A 17531-nucleotide genomic window follows, 5' to 3' on the forward strand; every position below is an offset into this window, starting at 1 on the left:
TAAGGAAAAAAATTGCGAACTCATTATAGTACAGACTTAAGCATTGCCAATGTAGGCGAAGTTGTAACTCTTTGTGGTTGGGTTAATAGTTACCGTGATCATGGTGGTGTTATTTTTATCGATTTAAGAGATAGAAGCGGGATTATTCAACTCGTTTGCGATCCAAAAGATGATCCAAAATCACACGAAATAGCATCTTGTGTTAGAGATGAATATGTCTTGATAGCTCAAGGTAAAATTCGTCCTCGTGGAGAAGGATTAAATAATCCTAAATTAAAAACTGGAGATATTGAAGTTGTTATCTCTCATCTTCATATAGAAAATGAAAGTTTAGTTACTCCTTTTGCAATTTCTGATGAAAATGTTAACGAAGAATTACGCCTTAAGTATCGTTTTTTAGAACTTAGAAATCCAAAACTTTACAAAAATTTTGCCTTACGTTCTAAAGCTTGCATTGCAGCAAGAAATTCTTTGGCAAATATGGGATTTTTAGAAGTAGAAACACCCATTTTAACCAAAGCAACTCCTGAAGGAGCAAGAGATTATCTTGTTCCTTCTCGTGTTCATCAAGGAAATTTCTATGCCCTTCCTCAAAGTCCTCAACTTTTTAAACAGCTCTTAATGTGTAGCGGTTTTGATCGTTATTTTCAAATTGCTAAATGTTTTAGAGATGAGGATTTAAGAGCGGATCGTCAACCTGAATTTACACAAATTGATGTTGAAATGAGTTTTTGCAAACAAGAAGATGTTATTAAAGTAGCAGAAAATTTCTTAAAAGATATTTTTAAAGCTTGCGGAAAAGAAATTAATACCCCTTTTAGACAGATGAGCTATAAAGAAGCTATGGAAAATTATGGAAGTGATAAGCCTGATTTAAGATATGATTTAAAACTCATTGATGTAATAGACATTTTTACAAGATCAAATAATGAAATTTTTGCCAATATCGCAAAAGACAGCAAAAAAAATCGTATTAAAGCTTTACGTGTACCTAAAGGTGATACAATTTTTTCAAAAAGAGCAATGCAAAGATTTGAAGAATTTGTAAGAAAATTTGGAGCACAAGGACTTGCTTTTATACAAGTAAAAGAAGATGGGCTCAAAGGGCCTTTATGTAAATTTTTTAACGAAGAGGATTTAAAAGAGTTAAGCAAACGCTGCAATCTAGAAGTGGGAGATGTAGTATTTTTTGGCGCAGGAAATAAAAAAGTTGTTCTAAATTATATGGGAAGATTTAGAAATTTTTTAGCACAAGAACTAAATCTTATAGATCCAAATGCATTAGAATTTTTATGGGTTGTTGATTTTCCTATGTTTGAGCAAAATGATGATGGAAGTTATTCTGCAATGCACCATCCTTTTACTATGCCTAAAAATATTGATGAGACTGATATTGAAGAAATTTGTTCTATTGCTTATGATGTAGTTTTAAATGGAGTAGAGCTTGGCGGAGGAAGCATAAGAATTCATAAAAATGACATTCAACAAAAAGTCTTTAAACTTCTTAATATTAACGAAGAAGAACAAAGAGAAAAATTTGGCTTCTTGCTTGATGCTTTAAGTTTTGGAGCACCACCACATGGAGGAATTGCCATAGGGCTTGATAGACTTATTATGTTAGTAACAGGTGCAAAAAGCATTAGAGAAGTAATTGCTTTTCCTAAAACACAAAGAGCACAATGTTTGATGACAGATGCTCCATCAAGTGCAAGCAATGAAGCGATGAGAGAACTTGGAATAAAATTAAGAGAGGAAACAAAATGAAAGAATTGTTTTTAATTATAGGAGCACCAGGAAGCGGAAAAACAACTGATGCTAGTTTAATAGCAAATTCTGATATAAACATTACTCACTACTCAACAGGTGATTTATTAAGAGAAGAAGTAGCTAGCGGTAGCGAACTTGGAAAAAAAATTGATAGTTTTATTTCTAAAGGTAATTTAGTTCCATTAGAAATTGTTGTAAATACCATTGTATCTGCTTTAAAAGCTGCACCAACTAAAACTATCATTATAGATGGTTATCCTAGGAGCGTAGAGCAAATGATGGAATTTGATAAAGTTTTAAATGAGCAAAATGAAATAGAACTTAAAGGAGTTATCGAAGTTAAAGTAAGCGAAGAGATAGCCAAAGAAAGAGTTTTAGGCAGAAATCGTGGCAAAGATGATAATGAAGAAGTTTTCTATAATAGAATGAAAGTTTATACAGAACCTTTAGAAGAAATTCAAAATTTTTATCAAAAGAAAAAACTTCATTTTATCATAGATGGAGAAAGAGCAATCAATCCTATAGTAGCTGACATAAAAGATCTTATAAAGAAAATTCAAAGTATTTAGTTTTATTACAAGGAGAAAAAATGGATTTAAGTAAAATTAAAATCGGAGATATTCCAAACAAAATTAACGCCGTAATTGAAATCCCTTATGGATCAAATATTAAATATGAACTTGATAAGGAAAGTGGAGCGATTTTCGTAGATCGCGTTATACCAAGTGCAGTATTTTATCCTGCAAATTATGGTTTTATTCCTAATACTTTAGCCGATGATAACGACCCTTTAGATATTCTAATTTTAAATGAATATCCTATTCAAGCAGGAGCTGTAATTCCTTGTCGTTTAATAGGAGTTTTGATTATGGAAGATGAAAGCGGAATGGATGAAAAACTTTTAGCCCTCCCTACTTCAAAAATTGATCCAAGATATGATAATATCAAAACTTATACAGATTTAGCACCAGCTATATTAAATAAAATCAAAAACTTTTTTGAAACTTATAAAATGCTTGAGCCAAATAAATGGGTGAAAGTACAAGATTTTAAAGATGAAAAAGTTGCCATTGAAATACTCCAAAAAGCTATTGAAAATTACAAAAAATGATTTTTAGCTTTTGGCATACTAGAGAAGGTTTTAGTGGCATAAACTTACTTGAGCTTTTAACTATAAAATCTTGGCTTGATAAAGGTTATGAATTTAACCTTTATACTTATGATTTAAAAAATGAAACTTTTAAAAAAATTGCTTCTTTATATAAAAATTTTATTCTAAAAGATGCTAGTGAAATAATTCCTTTTAACCATTTATTTTTTGATGATAGAGGAGCTGGACTTGCTGCGTTCTCAGACTATTTCAGATTTTACACGCTTTATAAACAGGGAGGAGTCTGGGTAGATCTTGATATGATTTGCCTTAATTATTTTGATTTTAATACTAAAAAATATCTTTTCATCAAAGAAATAGATGATGATATTAACAAACAAAGAATAACCACATCTTTGATCAAATTTCCACAACAAAGCTTGTTTGGAAAAGAACTTATAAATAAAGCAAACAAACTTATAAACAATCAAAAAATAGTCCCTTGGGGGATAATTGGACCTTCTTTTTTAGCAAAAATGTGTCAAAATTTCTCTTATGAAAAATACGCGCAAGATTATCTTTTTGCTTGTCAAATTCCTTGGAACCAAAGTAAAAAATTTATTTACAAAAAAGCTGATATAGATTGGGACATGCCTTGTTTGCATCTTTTTACTGAAATGTGGAGAATTTATAAAATGGATAAAAATTGTTTTTACAAACAAGGAGTTTATGCTACTTTACTTAAAAAATACGATATGAAAAATTTTACTAAAGAATTAAATTTTAAAACCAATCATGAGCTTTTTATAAAAATTAAAAATAAAATCAAAAAATTAATAAATTTTTAATTTTATTCACAGTTTTTTCACTATGTGAATTTAAACTTTACGTAATTTTGCTATAAAAAATCCATCATAATCTGAACTTGGAATAATACGTTTGCATTTTGAAATTTCGCCAAATTCATTGCTTTTTGCATCTTTAGCTAAAGCATGTTCTAAATTTATATCTAAAAGTTTTATTTTAAACTCGCTTTTTAAAGCATTTTCTATCACTTCTTCATTTTCTTCTTTAGTAAAAGTGCAAGTACTATATACAAGCTCACCACCTATTTTTAAAGCCTTTAAGGCAGAATGTAAAAGTTTTTTTTGCAATTTCGCGATATTTTTAATTTCTTTGTAGCTTTTTTCTAAATCAAAACCGATTTTAGCCAGTGTTGAGCAAGGCGTATCAAGCAAAATCTTATCAAATTTGTTAGGACATAAATTCCCTATAGCTTTGCCATCTTTTAAAAAAAGTTTTGCATTAATACCATATTTTTTAAGATTTTTTTGCAAAATAAAAAAACGATCTTTACTCGCCTCATTACAAGCTAAATATCCCGTATTTTGCATAAAATTAGCCAAATTTATACTTTTTCCACCTGGAGCAGCACATAAATCTAAAACACTATCTCCGGATTTAACTCCTAAATTCAAAGCACACAAATAAGAAGAATAATTTTGTATATAAAATTTAGCTTCATTAAAAGCTTTCATCGAACTTAAAATACTTTTATCTTTAGCGTTAAATAAATAACAATATTCATTTAGTTTTTTAAATTTTAAATTTTCTTTTAAAAACTCATCTTCTAAAAAAATGGCATTAGTTTTTAAAGTATTTAAAAAAACACAAATATTTTTTTCATTATCAAAAGAATCTAAAATTTTTTTCCATTCTTCTTTAGTATATAAAGAGCTAATCTTAGAGAGCAAAATAATCCTTTATCATAATCAAAGCCGCTAAAGAATCTAATTTTGCATCTTTTTTACGACTATTTGTTACGCCCAAATTCAAAGCCTCTTTAGAGCTAAAACTTTCATCAACAAAAACAATCTTTTTATCAAATTCAAGCAAAGATACAAAATGCTTAATGCGTTTTGTCATCTCTTCTTCGCTTTTTCCACCCTTTGGAATACCTACTATAAGCAAAGAAACATTATAAGTTAAAAATAGTTTTTTTACCTCATTAGCAGCTTGGTTACGATTTTTACGTAAAATTCCATCAAGCGGAATAGCAATTTTTTCATCCACACAAAGAGCTACCCCTATACGCTTTAATCCCACATCTAAAGCTAAAGCATTCATTTTATAACCTTTATAAAAATACCCGCTATATCGATTTTACCTTCAAGTTCATATTCATAAACCTTATCACCATAAACTGCCAAAGCCTCCTCAACGCTTATTCCTTTTTGGCAAAATTCTAAAAATTCATCTTGTTCTTTTTCTTCTTTAATGCCAAATTCTAAAGCAAATTCTTTAAAATCTACGATAAGCTTAGCTTTATTATCTTTTATAAGTTTATTTGTGCCCTGACTCTCATTTAATCTTTGGGGTAAAACATATAAAGGTTTTTTTAATTCTAAGGCAAGTTTTGCACTCTGCATAGATCCGCTATTAAGATCAGCTTGTGCGATAATCACACAATCACTCAAAGCAATAACTAAACGATTTCTAAGCAAAAAATCATATTTTTTTGGCATATAATTTGGCTCATTTTCACTTAAAGCAAGTCCATATTTGTAAATTTCTTCTATAATTTTTTGATTTGTTTTAGGATAAATTTGATCAAGCCCATTAGCAAAAATCGCTATAGTATTAGGCAAAGCCGCTTTTGAAGCACTTATATCTACCCCTAAAGCACCTCCACTTACAATGCACACCTTATTTTTAAGGATACTAGAAAGCTCCTCGACGCATTTTTTTGTATAAAGATTCATTTTTCTTGAACCTATAATTGCAACTTTTTTTCTTTTTAATAACTCAAGATTGCCTTTATAATAAATTTTCTTTGGAGGATTTTTTAAAGTTTGAAAATAAGTCAAAAACTCATTATCTAAAATTTTAGTTCCCATAAATTTCATTTAAATAAACCAAATTTACTTCAAGAAGCATTTCTTTGCTCTCCTCTAAAGCTTTAAAAGTATTTTTTCTAGGATGGGCAATAGCTATAGCAAAACCTTTTTTGTGGGCCAAATCAATGGCTTGTTTAAGCTGAGACTTGATATAAGAGACTTTGTCTTCATTATCTAAAAAAACATCTCTTTGTATATAAGGTTGATTAAATTCTTTGGTCAATTTTAAAGCTTTAGTCTTTCCTATAGTTTTAGAATCAACAAAAATAAAATCTTGCTTTTTAAAAGAAGTCAAAAGCTTCCTCATTGCATTTTCATCACTTGTAAATAAACTTCCTGTGTGATTATTGATGTATTTTAAACCCTTAAATTCTTTTTTAATGCTCTTTATCATTGCATCAATATGCTCTTTAGAATCACTAACTTTTAAGGTATTAAGCTCTGGCTTGTTATAATTAATTGCCTCTAAGGGTAAATGCACCATAAAAAATTTAAATTCCGAAGCTAGTTGTGGAGTATTTTTATGCGTTTTATCCGGAGGAAAAAATGAAGGAGTTAATTTTAAATTAAGCTTTTTAAGCTCGCTTACCTGCTTAGAATTTGCCATATCATCAATTATAATCACAAGTTTTGGTTTTTTTGTGTGATTATTTTTTGATTGATTTATATTTTCTTTCTTTGTGGTATCCATTTCTTGCGTCAAAGAACTAGAATTTAAATCACTAGAGTTTAAATTTTGCTCACTAAAACTTGTATTTAAATCAAAATTTGATTTGTAATCAGTTATATTATTATCATCTATACTTAAATTTTTCTCTAAAAAACTTGTATTAAGTTCTTGATCGTAGTTATAATTTTTAAAGATATTATCACTTTGATTTAAATCTTGATTATTATCCCTAAACAAATCGATACTAGAATTAAATTCTTGAATTTCTGGATTAAAAGCTAAATTTTCTTGTTTTTTATACTCAGTAAAAATTTTTAAAGCTAGAAGAATGCAAATTAAAACTAAAAGAAAAATAATTAAAAAATATTTTAAACGAATAAGATTTTTCAAACAAACAATTCTTTTATAAAAATATAATATTTCATCAAAATAGACCCAACCTTAAAAATTAAATTACAAAGTCTAAATTATACCAAAATATTTATTAAGAAATTCATAGTTTTTTTATAAAGTTTATGTAAGAATAATCATAATTTTAAATTTTAAAGACAAGAAAAGTGAAAGAATTTTTAAATCATTTAAACTATGGAATAAAAGCTAATGAAGTAAACAATGAATTCAAGCAAATTCTAAGAGAGCTTTTAGCTAACGATATCATAAAAGAACATAAAAATAAATTCTATCTTAATAATGGCTATGTTTTTGGAGTGCTTGATATTTCAAATAAAGGCACGGGATTTTTAAAATGTTTTGATGAAAATTATAAACAAGACTTATTGATTGAAAATAAAAATTTAAAGGGGGCCAATTATAAAGATATAGTTGTGGCTAAACTACTTCCTTTAAAAAAGAAACGTCCTAAAGCAAAGATTATTTTGATTTTAAAAAGAGCCAATGAAACCTCTTTAGTCATCACTAAAAAATACGGCGAAGCTATTTTAGGAATGAACATTAAAACAGGTCTTAGCATGGCTTTAAAAGCTTCTCAAAAATCCTTAAAAGTTCTACCCTTAGGAACAATCTTAAAAATAGAAAATCATAACAATGGCATAACAGAAGTTTTAGGTCATATTGATGATGAACATATCGATGAAAAAATTTCTTTAAATCTTTTTAATAAAAACTCTTGTTTTAATGATAATTGCATAAAAGAAGCAAAATCTTATGGGGACTTTGTTGATGCAAGTATGTATGAAAATCGTATTGATCTAAGATCGCTTTCTTTTTGTACCATAGATCCTATCCACGCAAAAGATTTTGATGATGCAATTTATTTTAATGAAGAAAAACGAGAACTTTATGTTGCAATTGCTGATGTAAGCGAATATGTTTTTGCTTATGGGGCCATTGATAAAGAAGCTAGGAATCGTGGTTTTTCTATATATTTTCCCCATATTGCTGTGCCCATGTTACCAAGATCTTTAAGTGAAAATATCTGTTCTTTAAAACCTTTAGAAGATAGACTTGTATTTTGCTTTAAAATTACTCTAGATGAAAATTATCAAGTTATCAAAGAAGAATTATTTGAAGCCATAATAAATTCAAAACGTCGTTTTAATTATGATGAAGTAGATGAAATTTTGATAAAAAAATCCGACTTAAAAGAACTTTCATGGCTTTATAAACTTTATGAAATTACTAAAATCATAAGAAAAAATCGCCTTAAAAATGCTTTTGAATTTAAAACAGAAGAATTAAGAATGACTCTTAATGATGATTTAAGTCTTAAATCAACTTCATACGAAAAAGATACACCCTCGCATAATCTAATAGAAGATTGTATGTTACTAGCCAATAAAGCTGCCGCAAAACTTTTAGATGATATAGGAATTTTTAGAAACCATCTAAGTGCTGATCATAAAAAAATTATCAAACTTTTAAACGAACTTCAAACTCTTGGTATAGATGTAGAGTATAAAACCAATTTAAGCGAGATGATTAAAAACATACAATCCTTAGCAGAAGAATTAAATTTAAGAGAAGAGATAGATAAACTCATCATAAAAGCTCAAAAAAAAGCAGAATACTCAAGTATCAATCAAGGACATTTTGGCTTAGGCTTTGATAAGTATTCCCATTTTACAAGCCCTATAAGACGCTATTCTGATTTAATCCTTCACAGACTTTTAAAAGCAAAACTCAAAAAAGATAATAAATTATTTAATTATTTATTATTGAACATCCAAAGCACTTGTGAAAATTTAAGCATATTAGAAAGAGAAGCAGATAAGGTTGCCTTTGATTTTATGGATAGAAAATTTGCAAGATGGGCGGATAAAAACAAAGGAAAAGAATTTAAAGCACTTATTATAGAAAATGAAAATGTCGTTATTGCAAAACTTGAAGATGAAATTAAAGGTGCTAATATTATATTAAAAAATGCCAAAGTAAACCTACTTCAAAAAGTTCAAATACAAATTGAAGAAGTTGACATTGTCATGGCAAAAATTTTTGGTAAAATTACAAAAATTTTAGAAAATTAATGGATTTTTATGTATAAAAAAGATTTACAACTTCTACTAAATACAGCCAATTTTCCAAATTTCTTTTTTCTTTATGGAGCTGATAATTTTCAAATAGAATTCTTCTCAGAGCTGATTAAAGAAAAATACCCAAATGATGAAATTTTAAAAATTTACTTTGAAGAATACAATTTTTCAAAATGTAGTGATTTTTTATCTTTAAATTCTCTTTTTAGTGAAAAAAAACTCCTAGAAATCAAATGTAGCAAAAAACCTAACACAAAAGAATTAAAATTTTTAATAGAACTTTGCAAAAATAACACAGACAATTTTTTTCTTTTAGAATTTTATGATGAGTCAAGCAGACAAAACGAATTAGAAAAAATCTTTGAAAATAATTTTGTAAGATTTTTTAAAATTGCCAATCCTAAAGAAGGAATGGAGCTTTTAAGCATGAAAGCAAAAAAGCTTAATATCGATATCACTAGCAATGCACTTTATGCCCTACTTCAAAGTTTTGATGAAAATTTATATTTAGCAGCAAGCGAACTTAATAAATTTGAAAATTTAAAAGTTGATGAGCAAACCGTTCAAACTTATTGTTATGCTTTAAATACTGGAAATTTTGATGACTTTTTTGAAAAACTAGTCAAAAAACAAGACATAAAAAAAGATCTTGAAAATATCTTAGAAAATTTTAATGAAATGGCTTTTATTAACTCTTTAAATAATAATTTTTATAAACTATTTAAAATTTTAATCTATACTAAAATTTATGGAAAAATAGATTTTAAAGAACTTTTTGGATTCACGCCTCCTTTAAAAGTTGGACAAAATTTAAGCTCTTTGGCATTTAGCATAAAACTCAAACAATACAAAGAAATTTTTAATCTTTTATTAAAAACAGAATACGAACTTAAAACCAATTCAAAATTAGCAAAAAAAGAATTTTTAATTTCAAACATATTAAAGCTTGTAAAGATTTTAAAAACAACTTAGTATTATATTTATATCTGTTTTATTATTTTATATGCTTAGTTAAACACTTATCATACATTTATAACTATAAAAAAGCTAAAAACGACAAAGAAAAAATCGCTATTATGAACAAATACTTTGCTCCAGATATCAAAAATTATCCAAAGGTAAGTGAAAGTGAACTCAAAGAAGCTTTTGCCCTTTATGAAAAATACAGAGCTTTAGGACTTAGTGCTACTCCAACCATTATAAAATAATCGATGCTTTTTAAAGCATTGATTATTTAACACAAAACACTACAAAAATATTTTAATTTTACAAATCAAAAATTCTATAAAACATTCTTATGTCAAACACTTATCACAAATACATATTTATATCTTTTAAAAGCATAAAAGATAAAGTTATAACTTAAAAGCATATAAACTATATATAGTTAAAGCATAAAGTTTTTAATAACTTTAAAAGTATATTAGCGTGCAAAACCATAAAAACCATAAAAACCATAAAAACCATAAAAACCATAAAAACCATAAAAACCATAAAAACCATAAAAACCATAAAAACCATAAAAACCATAAAAACCATAAAAAGTATAAAAAGTATAAAAAGTATAAAAAGTATAAAAAGTATAAAAAGTATAAAAAGTATAAAAAGTATAAAAAGTATAAAAAGTATAAAAAGTATAAAAAGTATAAAAAGTAAGTTATTAACTATATAAAGTATAAAACATTAAGCCATAAACCATAAAAAGCATAAACATATAAGATATATAAGATATATAAGATATATAAGATATATAAGATATATAAGATATATAAGATATATAAGATATATAAGATATATAAGATATATAAGATATATAAAACAACTTATAAACTATACAAAGACATAAAAGCAATAAAGTATAAAAATAAAGTATAAAAAATAAAAATAAAAAAATAAAAGTATAAATATAAAAACATAAAACCCAAACAACTAAAGTCATTTGGGTTTAGGAGATTAAACTAGTAACTTAAGTTTTTACCATACATAATTAAATTGTGCATATCCTGTATGAGTATTACCATCTCTATCAAACATACCATTATAATTTAAGCTAAAATAGAAAGCTTCATTAAGAGGAATGATAAAAGATCCTGTTGCATAGCTTTGAACTCTTGGTAAAGTAAATTCATCAGTTGCTTTAATACTACCAAATCTAGCTTTAGCTTTTACGCTAGGATTGATATTAAATTTAGCTCCAAGGGTTAAAGAAGTTTTTAAATGAGGTAACCAATCTCTAAACCAAGTAAGACTTGTTTTAGTAGAGAATAGATTTAAATAGTTTGCATAAACTCTTTCTCCACCTTTAACAGTAGCTTGACCTATAGTATCTTGCATAGAAAAAGCCTCTGTATAGCCTCCTTCATAGGCTAAGCCAATTTCAGGTGAGAATATATCTTTATCATAGATAAAATTCATACCTATATCAGAACTCATACCATAAGCATAAGAATTAGGTTCAGCTTTAGCTTCATTAGTTCCTACTCTTTTAGTTAAATCATTTTTAATTAAGGCTGTTTTACCTTGAGCTTTGATATAAACTTCTTGACCTTTACTTGTAGTAAATAAAGTATTAAAGTATTTTAAACCTGCATAATAGGTTCTATTGTTGATATTAAAATAAGTTGAACTCATTTTTGTATCTTCATAACCTGCATACACACCATATATTCCACTATCTTTTAAGGTAGAATAACCTATGATAGTTCCTTTAGTATGTCCTTTACTTTCTTCATTTAAAGAAAGTTCAACATTCTGTGAAGAAGCATAAGGAAGGATAAATAAGGAGTGTTCTTTATTAGATCCATAAGAAGCATTAGAAAAATCACTCTTTATATAATCACTTGCATCAGAGTATAAATTACCCTTTTCAGACATAGCCATTCTTTGAGCTCTACTTGAATTTCCTAAATAAAAGCTTTGCATAGAATTGCCCATAACATTATCTATAAAGGTTGATCTTCTTGTAGTAGTAGAGATTAAGCTTCCTAAAGGTTGCACCAGAGATAGATCTTTTAAGATCAATATCTTTAGAGAATTTTCCTGTTGTAGGATCATAACCTAAATTAATATCCCCACTACCATTGGTTGTTATGTTGCCAATATTACCTTTATCAACCCCTGAGATAACATCACTTATGTCTTCTAGATTATCTAGATCAAGATTACTTTCATCTATGGTTATATTATCTGCAGTGACGTTATCTTTACCGCCTCCACCTACAACTATAGTATCTAAATTACCATCCTTATCAGAAGTTACAAGCCAATCTTCTATAACTATGCTACCAGATCCATTGTTGGTTAAGTTATGACCTTTATCATCTTTACTTATAGTTCCTTGATTATTTATAAAGATAGTTCCATTACCATTATTTGTGATACCACTTGTAATAGTAGCACTAGAATCATTTTTTAAGGTTAAATCGTTATTACTTTGATTTATAATATTACCATAGATAATTCCATTATCTGTGTTTAAAATACCTTTACCGTTTGTAGAAGTAATAGTACCTCCATTTTCAATAGTGATACCATGTTGTTGATTTGACACACCTTCTTGTCCTATGGTTCCAGTATTAATTATACCACCATTACCACCTTGGATAGTTCCAGATACAGTGATGCTTGTATTTACATTATTATTAGCTCCTATATAAATACCTGCATTACCACCATTTAATATACCACCACTTTCTACTTTAATGCCTTTTCCTTCGATACCATTTTTGCTTCCATCGATATTGATTGCATTATTTCCTGCTTTAATGATACCACCACTTTCTATAGTGATTTCACCGATATCAATTTTATCACCACCAAGATGATCAAAAACATAAAAACTTAAGCCATTCAAGCTAGCATCTATAGTACCTTTATTAGTTAGAGTTTGTATTTTATTACCAGCCTCTACTAAAATACCATTAGAATTTGACTGAATAGTTCCTTCATTAGTAAAAGTACCTATGGTAGAAGTACTAGCAAAAACAGCCGAAAGATTAATAGCTGCAGAAAGTTCATTACTGCTAGTTGATTTTATGGTTCCTGTATTTTTAAATTGCTCAATTGTGCTTGCATTTAAACTTACACCCATAATACCAGAAATAAGCCCTTCATTGGTGAAATTATTTATCGTGCCATTTTGCAAAAATACACCTGTTGAAACTTCTGTAAAATTAGAAGGTTCTCTAGTTCCTACATTTTTTATAGTTCCTCTATTTACTAAAGTTTGGACTGTTCCATTATTTATATTTATAGCTCCAAAATCACTCTTTCCTTGAATAATTCCACTGTTATCATTGGTAAAACTAGTTATAGTTGCTCCACCTCCTATATTTACACCATAACTATTATTACTTTTAATCGTTCCTTCATTTTTAAAAGTTGTAATCTCAGTATTACCAATATAAATAGCTTCACCATTATTAGAACTTATAGTTCCTTTATTGCTAAAGTTATTGATTGTAGATTTGCTACTATCTGTTCCCCAAACTACCACTCCAAATTTAGAAGAATCATTTCCTATGATACCACTATTTTCAAATGTTTGAATAGTAGCTCCACCACTATTATTTACTCCTACTTGAACACTAGAAGTACCACTTCCACCTTGAAGTGTTCCTTGATTTAAAAAGGTAGAAGTTGAAGAGCCTTGAGTGAAATTTACTGCTTGATTGTTGCCACCTGAAACTATAACTGAACCGCTACTTCCTATAACAAGAGTATTGTCAGCGCCACTTATAGTTTGTGTTGAAGTTTGTGAATCACTTATAGTAGTATTACTTTTAGCTTGAGGACTATAAACACTACTTGATTTACTTTTAAGATTATCATCATAAGTTTTTGCATTAGAATTATCTGCATAAGAATAAGAACTTAAAAAAGAAATTGCAACTAAAGAAAGGGCTAATTTTTTTGAAGAAGAATGACTTTTTTTCAATTCCCCCCCCCCTAATGTTTCTTTTTTAAATAAACTATGTTTTTGTCGACCCATTAATTAAACTCCTTGCGTTTATTTGTTTTAATTTTGTTTTTAAAAGGGAAATAAAAATAAAGAGTAATAAAATCTAAATTAGATTTTCGGAATAATAAAATATTTTTAATTAAATTCTTATTAATAATAATTATTAATTCATTTTTTTTTTTTTTTGATATTGTTGTATTAAGATAAAAGATATAGATTAAAAATTAAAAGAATAATGGTTATAGTTTTAATCTATATCATAACAAGTCGTATTAAATGCAAATCCTCGCCTTGTGTGATTTTATATTCTATACTTTTACATTTAGGACATTTAAAAACATTTTCATCTAAAATACTCATTTGATTGCATTTTAGACATAAAATTTCAAGTGGTGCGAGTTCTATAAAAAGTTTAGCATTTTTGCAAAAACTTGAGTTTTCCTTAAAGCTTTCAAAACAACGCTTAAAAAGATCTACTTCTATACCGCTTAAACGCCCTATTTTTACATAAATTTCTTGTATGCTTTTGGCGTTATTGTTTAAGGCGTTTTCTTCGCAAAGCGTGATTAAAGATTCTATGATACTTAATTCGTGCATTAGCAAATTCTTGGTAAAAGTTCGCCTTTTGGGCTTTCTAAAAAGCGTTTAGCTCCATAAGCGTTTTGTAAAATCACACGTGCTTTTTGTTCTTTTAAAACTTCGCCTATGATACTAGCGTTTTTGTTGTATTTTTTAAGAATTTCTAAGGCTTTTAACTCATCTTCTTTTTCTACGCAAAGTATAAAAGTGCCCTCATTTGCAAGCTCATACGGCTCATAGCCAAAAAGCTCACAAAGACCTAAAACTTCATCTTGCACAACAATTTTTTCTTCAAAGATTAATAAATCATTCCCGCTTTGTTTTGCCCACTCATTTAAAACCGCACTAAGTCCGCCTCGTGTTGCATCACGCATGGCTACAACTTTTATATTTTTTTCTAAAAGCTCTAAAACTTCTTTATCTAAAGCCTTACAATCGCTTTTGATACTGGCTTCTAGGTTATTTCTTTTAATCAAAACACTAGCTCCGTGTCTTCCTATGTCACCTGAAAGAAGTATGCTAAGCCCTGCTTTGATATTTTTGCTTTCTTTTTTAGCAATGATTTCGCCTAGGGCTGTGGTGTTGATATAAATTTCATCGCCTTTGCCTTTAGGAACAACTTTAGTATCACCACAAACTAAAATTACGCCACATTTTTCACACTCTTTTTTGATACTTTTTAAAATGCGTTCTAATTTTTCAAATTCAAAACCTTCTTCTAAAATAAGTCCTAGGCTTAGATATTTTGGCTTTGCCCCTACCATTAAAACATCATTAATAGAGCCACAAACACAAAGTTTGCCGATATTGATCTCATTATCTAAAAAAATAGGACTTAAAACAAAAGAGTCCGTGCTTAAGGCCAAATCGCCCAAAATCGCCGCGTCATTGTTTGAGTTTAAAATTTCATTATCAAAAATCTTAAAAAGCTTAGTTAAAAGCTCATTCATCTCTTCTCCACCACCCCCATGGGCTAAGGAAATATTTTTCATACATTCACCTTTGAGTATTTATAATACGCTGCACAAGCTCCCTCACCTGAAACCATACAACTTCCTATAGGATTTCTTGGAGTACAAGCTTTGCCAAAAACTTTACAATCATAAGGCTTAGCTAAACCTCTTAAAATTTGCCCACAAATACAAGCTTTGTTTTCATTTTTGCTTTGCACTGTGCAATCAAATTTTTTGCTCGCATCATAGGCGCTAAATTCTTCTTTTAGTTCTAAACCTCCATCTTTAATAAGTCCTAAACCACGAAATTCAAAATCGCAGACTTGAAAATATTTTTTAACCAAATTTTGCGCTTTAACATTACCCTCTTTACTTACAGCTCTTTTGTATTGATTATACACTTTAAAAGTGCCTTCGTTACTTTGTTTTATGATATTTAAAATACTTTCTAAAATATCTACTGGCTCAAAACCACTCACGGCTATGGGGGTTTTAAATTTGGCAGCTATTGACTCATAAATACCATAGCCTGTAATCACACTTACATGAGAAGGACCTAAAAAAGCATTGATTTTTACATTCTCATCGCTCATAATCGCTTCTATGGGTGCTGGAACGGTGATGTGATTGATATGAAAAAAAACATTTTTTAAATTTTCTTCTATCACTTTTTCAATAAGCAAAGCACTCATAGGAGTAGTTGTTTCAAAACCTATAGCAAAAAAAATGATGGTTTTATCTAAATTTTTTTTGGCAATCTCTAAAACTTCAAGCGGAGAGTAAAGTGCCCTAATATCAGCTCCTTTAGCCCTTAAATCAAGCAAAGAAAACTCACTTCCAGGCACTCTTAAAAGATCACCTAAGGTGCAAAAAATAGTATCTTTCATCGAGGCAAGTTTAATGGCTGTATCAATGCGAGTTCTTGGCATAACACAAACTGGACACCCAGGTCCATGGATAAAGTTAATCTCTTTTGGCAGAATAGAAGGTAGAGCATATTTCATAATGCTATGTGTATGGCCACCACAAATTTCCATGATATTGATAGGATTTTTAAGCTCTTGTTCTATGAGTTTTTTTAAGGCTAGAATGCTTTGTTTGTCTCTAAATTCATCGATAAAATTCATTTAAACCCAAATCCCCTTCATCGCTTTTTATCTCTTCGCTATTCATTTTTTCTACTATTTCTTGATAGGTTTTAATACTCTCTAATGCAGCTTCTTTGTCGATTTTTTCCATGGCAACGCCTACATGGATCAAAACATAATCACCCTGTTTTAAAGGCTCATCAATCAGATCTAAATTTACTTTTCTTTTTACGCCTAAGGTTTGCACTAAGGCATTATTTAACTCATCGATTTCTAAAATTTCAGAAGGTATGGATAAACACATTAAAAAAGCTCCTTTTTGAGTTTAAGCACTTTATACCAAAGATCCATATTGGTGCCATTTTTTGCATCAAGAACGATGATATCAGCTCTAGGGCTTAATTCTTTGATAAGCCTGCTTGCTTCTTTTGTATCAAAGTCAAAATGGTGTGCTAGATCTGCTTTTGTGATTAAAACAATGTCTGCTTTTTTAAACATCACTGGATATTTTTGTGGCTTATCACTACCCTCCGTTACAGAAAGCAAAACTACGTTTATATGTTCTCCTAAATCATAACTTGCAGGACAAACTAAATTTCCTACATTTTCTATAAAAAGCAAATCTATATCTTTGATATCTAAATGATGCAAGGCTTCATGAACCATAAAGGCATCTAAATGACAGCTTTGTCCTGTGGTGATTTGATATGCTAAGGCTCCGGCATTTTTTACCCTTAAAGCATCATTATTGGTCTCTAGATCTCCTTCGATTACAGCGATTTTAAACTCATCTTTTAAAGCCTTGATGGTATTTTCTAAAAGCGTGGTTTTTCCGCTACCTGGGGAACTCATTAGATTGATACAAAGAGTATTGGCTTCGTTAAAATGGGCTCTATTATGCCTAGCTTCTTCGTCATTTTTGCTTAGAATTTTTGAAATTACTTCTACGGTTTTGCTTTCTTTTAAACTTGGATTTTCATGATGATCATGCGTATGGGTTGAATTTATAGAACAGCCACAGTCTTTACACATTTTATT

General features: G+C 28.8%; 15 protein-coding genes and 2 pseudogenes. 7 read left to right on the forward strand and 10 right to left on the reverse strand.

Annotation, left to right across the window (positions count from 1 at the left end; genetic code table 11):
- Nucleotides 1-12 precede the first annotated feature (12 nt).
- The 4 genes from aspS to CNZW441b_RS04440 are packed head-to-tail and all read left to right on the forward strand — an operon-like array spanning nucleotide 13 to nucleotide 3705.
- On the forward strand, nucleotides 13-1764 hold the full coding sequence (gene aspS, locus CNZW441b_RS04425) for an aspartate--tRNA ligase (RefSeq protein WP_131163166.1): 1752 nt from the start codon (nucleotides 13-15) through the stop codon (nucleotides 1762-1764).
- Complete coding sequence (locus tag CNZW441b_RS04430; RefSeq protein WP_131163165.1) at nucleotides 1761-2336, forward strand: adenylate kinase; 576 nt, start codon at nucleotides 1761-1763, stop codon at nucleotides 2334-2336. The genes aspS and CNZW441b_RS04430 overlap by 4 nt, the downstream gene beginning before the upstream one ends.
- A gap of 20 nt (nucleotides 2337-2356) precedes the next feature.
- Complete coding sequence (gene ppa, locus CNZW441b_RS04435; protein ID WP_131163164.1) at nucleotides 2357-2878, forward strand: inorganic diphosphatase; 522 nt, start codon at nucleotides 2357-2359, stop codon at nucleotides 2876-2878.
- On the forward strand, nucleotides 2875-3705 hold the full coding sequence (locus CNZW441b_RS04440; RefSeq protein WP_131163163.1) for a glycosyltransferase: 831 nt from the start codon (nucleotides 2875-2877) through the stop codon (nucleotides 3703-3705). Before ppa ends, CNZW441b_RS04440 begins: the two co-directional genes overlap by 4 nt.
- Before the next feature lie 30 nt (nucleotides 3706-3735).
- Here the strand turns inward: CNZW441b_RS04440 and CNZW441b_RS04445 are convergent, their stop codons facing one another.
- From CNZW441b_RS04445 to CNZW441b_RS04460, 4 genes are read right to left on the reverse strand one after another with little or no spacing between them, the layout of a single operon-like run.
- On the reverse strand, nucleotides 3736-4611 hold the full coding sequence (locus CNZW441b_RS04445) for an RsmB/NOP family class I SAM-dependent RNA methyltransferase (protein ID WP_216681250.1): 876 nt from the start codon (nucleotides 4609-4611) through the stop codon (nucleotides 3736-3738).
- Complete coding sequence (gene ruvX, locus CNZW441b_RS04450) at nucleotides 4601-4984, reverse strand: Holliday junction resolvase RuvX (RefSeq protein ID WP_131163161.1); 384 nt, start codon at nucleotides 4982-4984, stop codon at nucleotides 4601-4603. Before ruvX ends, CNZW441b_RS04445 begins: the two co-directional genes overlap by 11 nt.
- On the reverse strand, nucleotides 4981-5754 hold the full coding sequence (locus CNZW441b_RS04455) for a DNA-processing protein DprA (RefSeq protein WP_216681251.1): 774 nt from the start codon (nucleotides 5752-5754) through the stop codon (nucleotides 4981-4983). Before CNZW441b_RS04455 ends, ruvX begins: the two co-directional genes overlap by 4 nt.
- Nucleotides 5744-6823 carry a divergent polysaccharide deacetylase family protein gene (locus CNZW441b_RS04460; RefSeq protein ID WP_216681599.1) on the reverse strand — a complete coding sequence of 360 codons (1080 nt, stop codon included), beginning with the start codon at nucleotides 6821-6823 and terminating at the stop codon, nucleotides 5744-5746. Before CNZW441b_RS04460 ends, CNZW441b_RS04455 begins: the two co-directional genes overlap by 11 nt.
- Nucleotides 6824-6981: 158 nt before the next feature.
- Between CNZW441b_RS04460 and CNZW441b_RS04465 the strand changes: the two genes are divergently transcribed.
- The 3 genes and pseudogenes from CNZW441b_RS04465 to CNZW441b_RS08130 all read left to right on the forward strand — a co-directional run.
- Nucleotides 6982-8907: an RNB domain-containing ribonuclease gene (locus tag CNZW441b_RS04465; RefSeq protein WP_216681252.1), complete on the forward strand. Its 1926-nt coding sequence runs from the start codon at nucleotides 6982-6984 to the stop codon at nucleotides 8905-8907.
- Between the two features lie 9 nt (nucleotides 8908-8916).
- Complete coding sequence (locus tag CNZW441b_RS04470) at nucleotides 8917-9885, forward strand: DNA polymerase III subunit delta (protein WP_216681253.1); 969 nt, start codon at nucleotides 8917-8919, stop codon at nucleotides 9883-9885.
- 68 nt (nucleotides 9886-9953) lie between these two features.
- Nucleotides 9954-10121: pseudogene (locus tag CNZW441b_RS08130) on the forward strand (bifunctional thiol oxidoreductase); the annotation flags it as partial.
- A gap of 766 nt (nucleotides 10122-10887) precedes the next feature.
- Here CNZW441b_RS08130 and CNZW441b_RS08290 read toward each other — a convergent pair.
- The 6 genes and pseudogenes from CNZW441b_RS08290 to hypB form a co-directional block, all read right to left on the reverse strand.
- A pseudogene (locus CNZW441b_RS08290) lies at nucleotides 10888-13051 on the reverse strand (autotransporter outer membrane beta-barrel domain-containing protein); the annotation flags it as partial.
- Nucleotides 13052-14125: 1074 nt separating this feature from the next.
- A complete protein-coding gene (gene hypA / locus CNZW441b_RS04480; RefSeq protein WP_131163887.1) occupies nucleotides 14126-14470 on the reverse strand; it encodes a hydrogenase maturation nickel metallochaperone HypA in 345 nt (114 codons plus the stop codon).
- The gene (gene hypE / locus CNZW441b_RS04485; protein WP_216681254.1) at nucleotides 14470-15444 is read right to left on the reverse strand and encodes a hydrogenase expression/formation protein HypE; all 975 of its coding nucleotides are present in this window, start codon (nucleotides 15442-15444) and stop codon (nucleotides 14470-14472) included. The genes hypA and hypE overlap by 1 nt, the downstream gene beginning before the upstream one ends.
- The gene (gene hypD, locus CNZW441b_RS04490) at nucleotides 15441-16532 is read right to left on the reverse strand and encodes a hydrogenase formation protein HypD (RefSeq protein WP_216681255.1); all 1092 of its coding nucleotides are present in this window, start codon (nucleotides 16530-16532) and stop codon (nucleotides 15441-15443) included. The genes hypE and hypD overlap by 4 nt, the downstream gene beginning before the upstream one ends.
- Nucleotides 16516-16797: a HypC/HybG/HupF family hydrogenase formation chaperone gene (locus tag CNZW441b_RS04495; protein WP_131163884.1), complete on the reverse strand. Its 282-nt coding sequence runs from the start codon at nucleotides 16795-16797 to the stop codon at nucleotides 16516-16518. Before CNZW441b_RS04495 ends, hypD begins: the two co-directional genes overlap by 17 nt.
- Entirely contained in the window at nucleotides 16797-17525 is a 729-nt protein-coding gene (gene hypB, locus CNZW441b_RS04500) for a hydrogenase nickel incorporation protein HypB (protein ID WP_131163883.1), read from the reverse strand. Before hypB ends, CNZW441b_RS04495 begins: the two co-directional genes overlap by 1 nt.
- Between the last annotated feature and the right edge of the window lie 6 nt (nucleotides 17526-17531).

The sequence above is a fragment of the Campylobacter novaezeelandiae genome, assembly GCF_018968685.1.
GTDB classification, from domain to species: Bacteria; Campylobacterota; Campylobacteria; order Campylobacterales; family Campylobacteraceae; genus Campylobacter_D; species Campylobacter_D novaezeelandiae.

Excerpts from the sequence above, each read along its gene's own strand:
- CNZW441b_RS04440 (WP_131163163.1), top strand. The coding sequence starts at position 2,875 with ATGATTTTTAGCTTTTGGCATACTAGAGAAGGTTTTAGTGGCATAAAC.
- CNZW441b_RS04470 (WP_216681253.1), top strand. The coding sequence starts at position 8,917 with ATGTATAAAAAAGATTTACAACTTCTACTAAATACAGCCAATTTTCCA.
- ruvX (WP_131163161.1), bottom strand. The coding sequence starts at position 4,984 with ATGAATGCTTTAGCTTTAGATGTGGGATTAAAGCGTATAGGGGTAGCT.
- ppa (WP_131163164.1), top strand. The coding sequence starts at position 2,357 with ATGGATTTAAGTAAAATTAAAATCGGAGATATTCCAAACAAAATTAAC.
- CNZW441b_RS04430 (WP_131163165.1), top strand. The coding sequence starts at position 1,761 with ATGAAAGAATTGTTTTTAATTATAGGAGCACCAGGAAGCGGAAAAACA.
- hypB (WP_131163883.1), bottom strand. The coding sequence starts at position 17,525 with ATGTGTAAAGACTGTGGCTGTTCTATAAATTCAACCCATACGCATGAT.
- CNZW441b_RS04495 (WP_131163884.1), bottom strand. The coding sequence starts at position 16,797 with ATGTGTTTATCCATACCTTCTGAAATTTTAGAAATCGATGAGTTAAAT.
- hypD (WP_216681255.1), bottom strand. The coding sequence starts at position 16,532 with ATGAATTTTATCGATGAATTTAGAGACAAACAAAGCATTCTAGCCTTA.
- hypE (WP_216681254.1), bottom strand. The coding sequence starts at position 15,444 with ATGAAAAATATTTCCTTAGCCCATGGGGGTGGTGGAGAAGAGATGAAT.
- CNZW441b_RS04455 (WP_216681251.1), bottom strand. The coding sequence starts at position 5,754 with ATGGGAACTAAAATTTTAGATAATGAGTTTTTGACTTATTTTCAAACT.
- hypA (WP_131163887.1), bottom strand. The coding sequence starts at position 14,470 with ATGCACGAATTAAGTATCATAGAATCTTTAATCACGCTTTGCGAAGAA.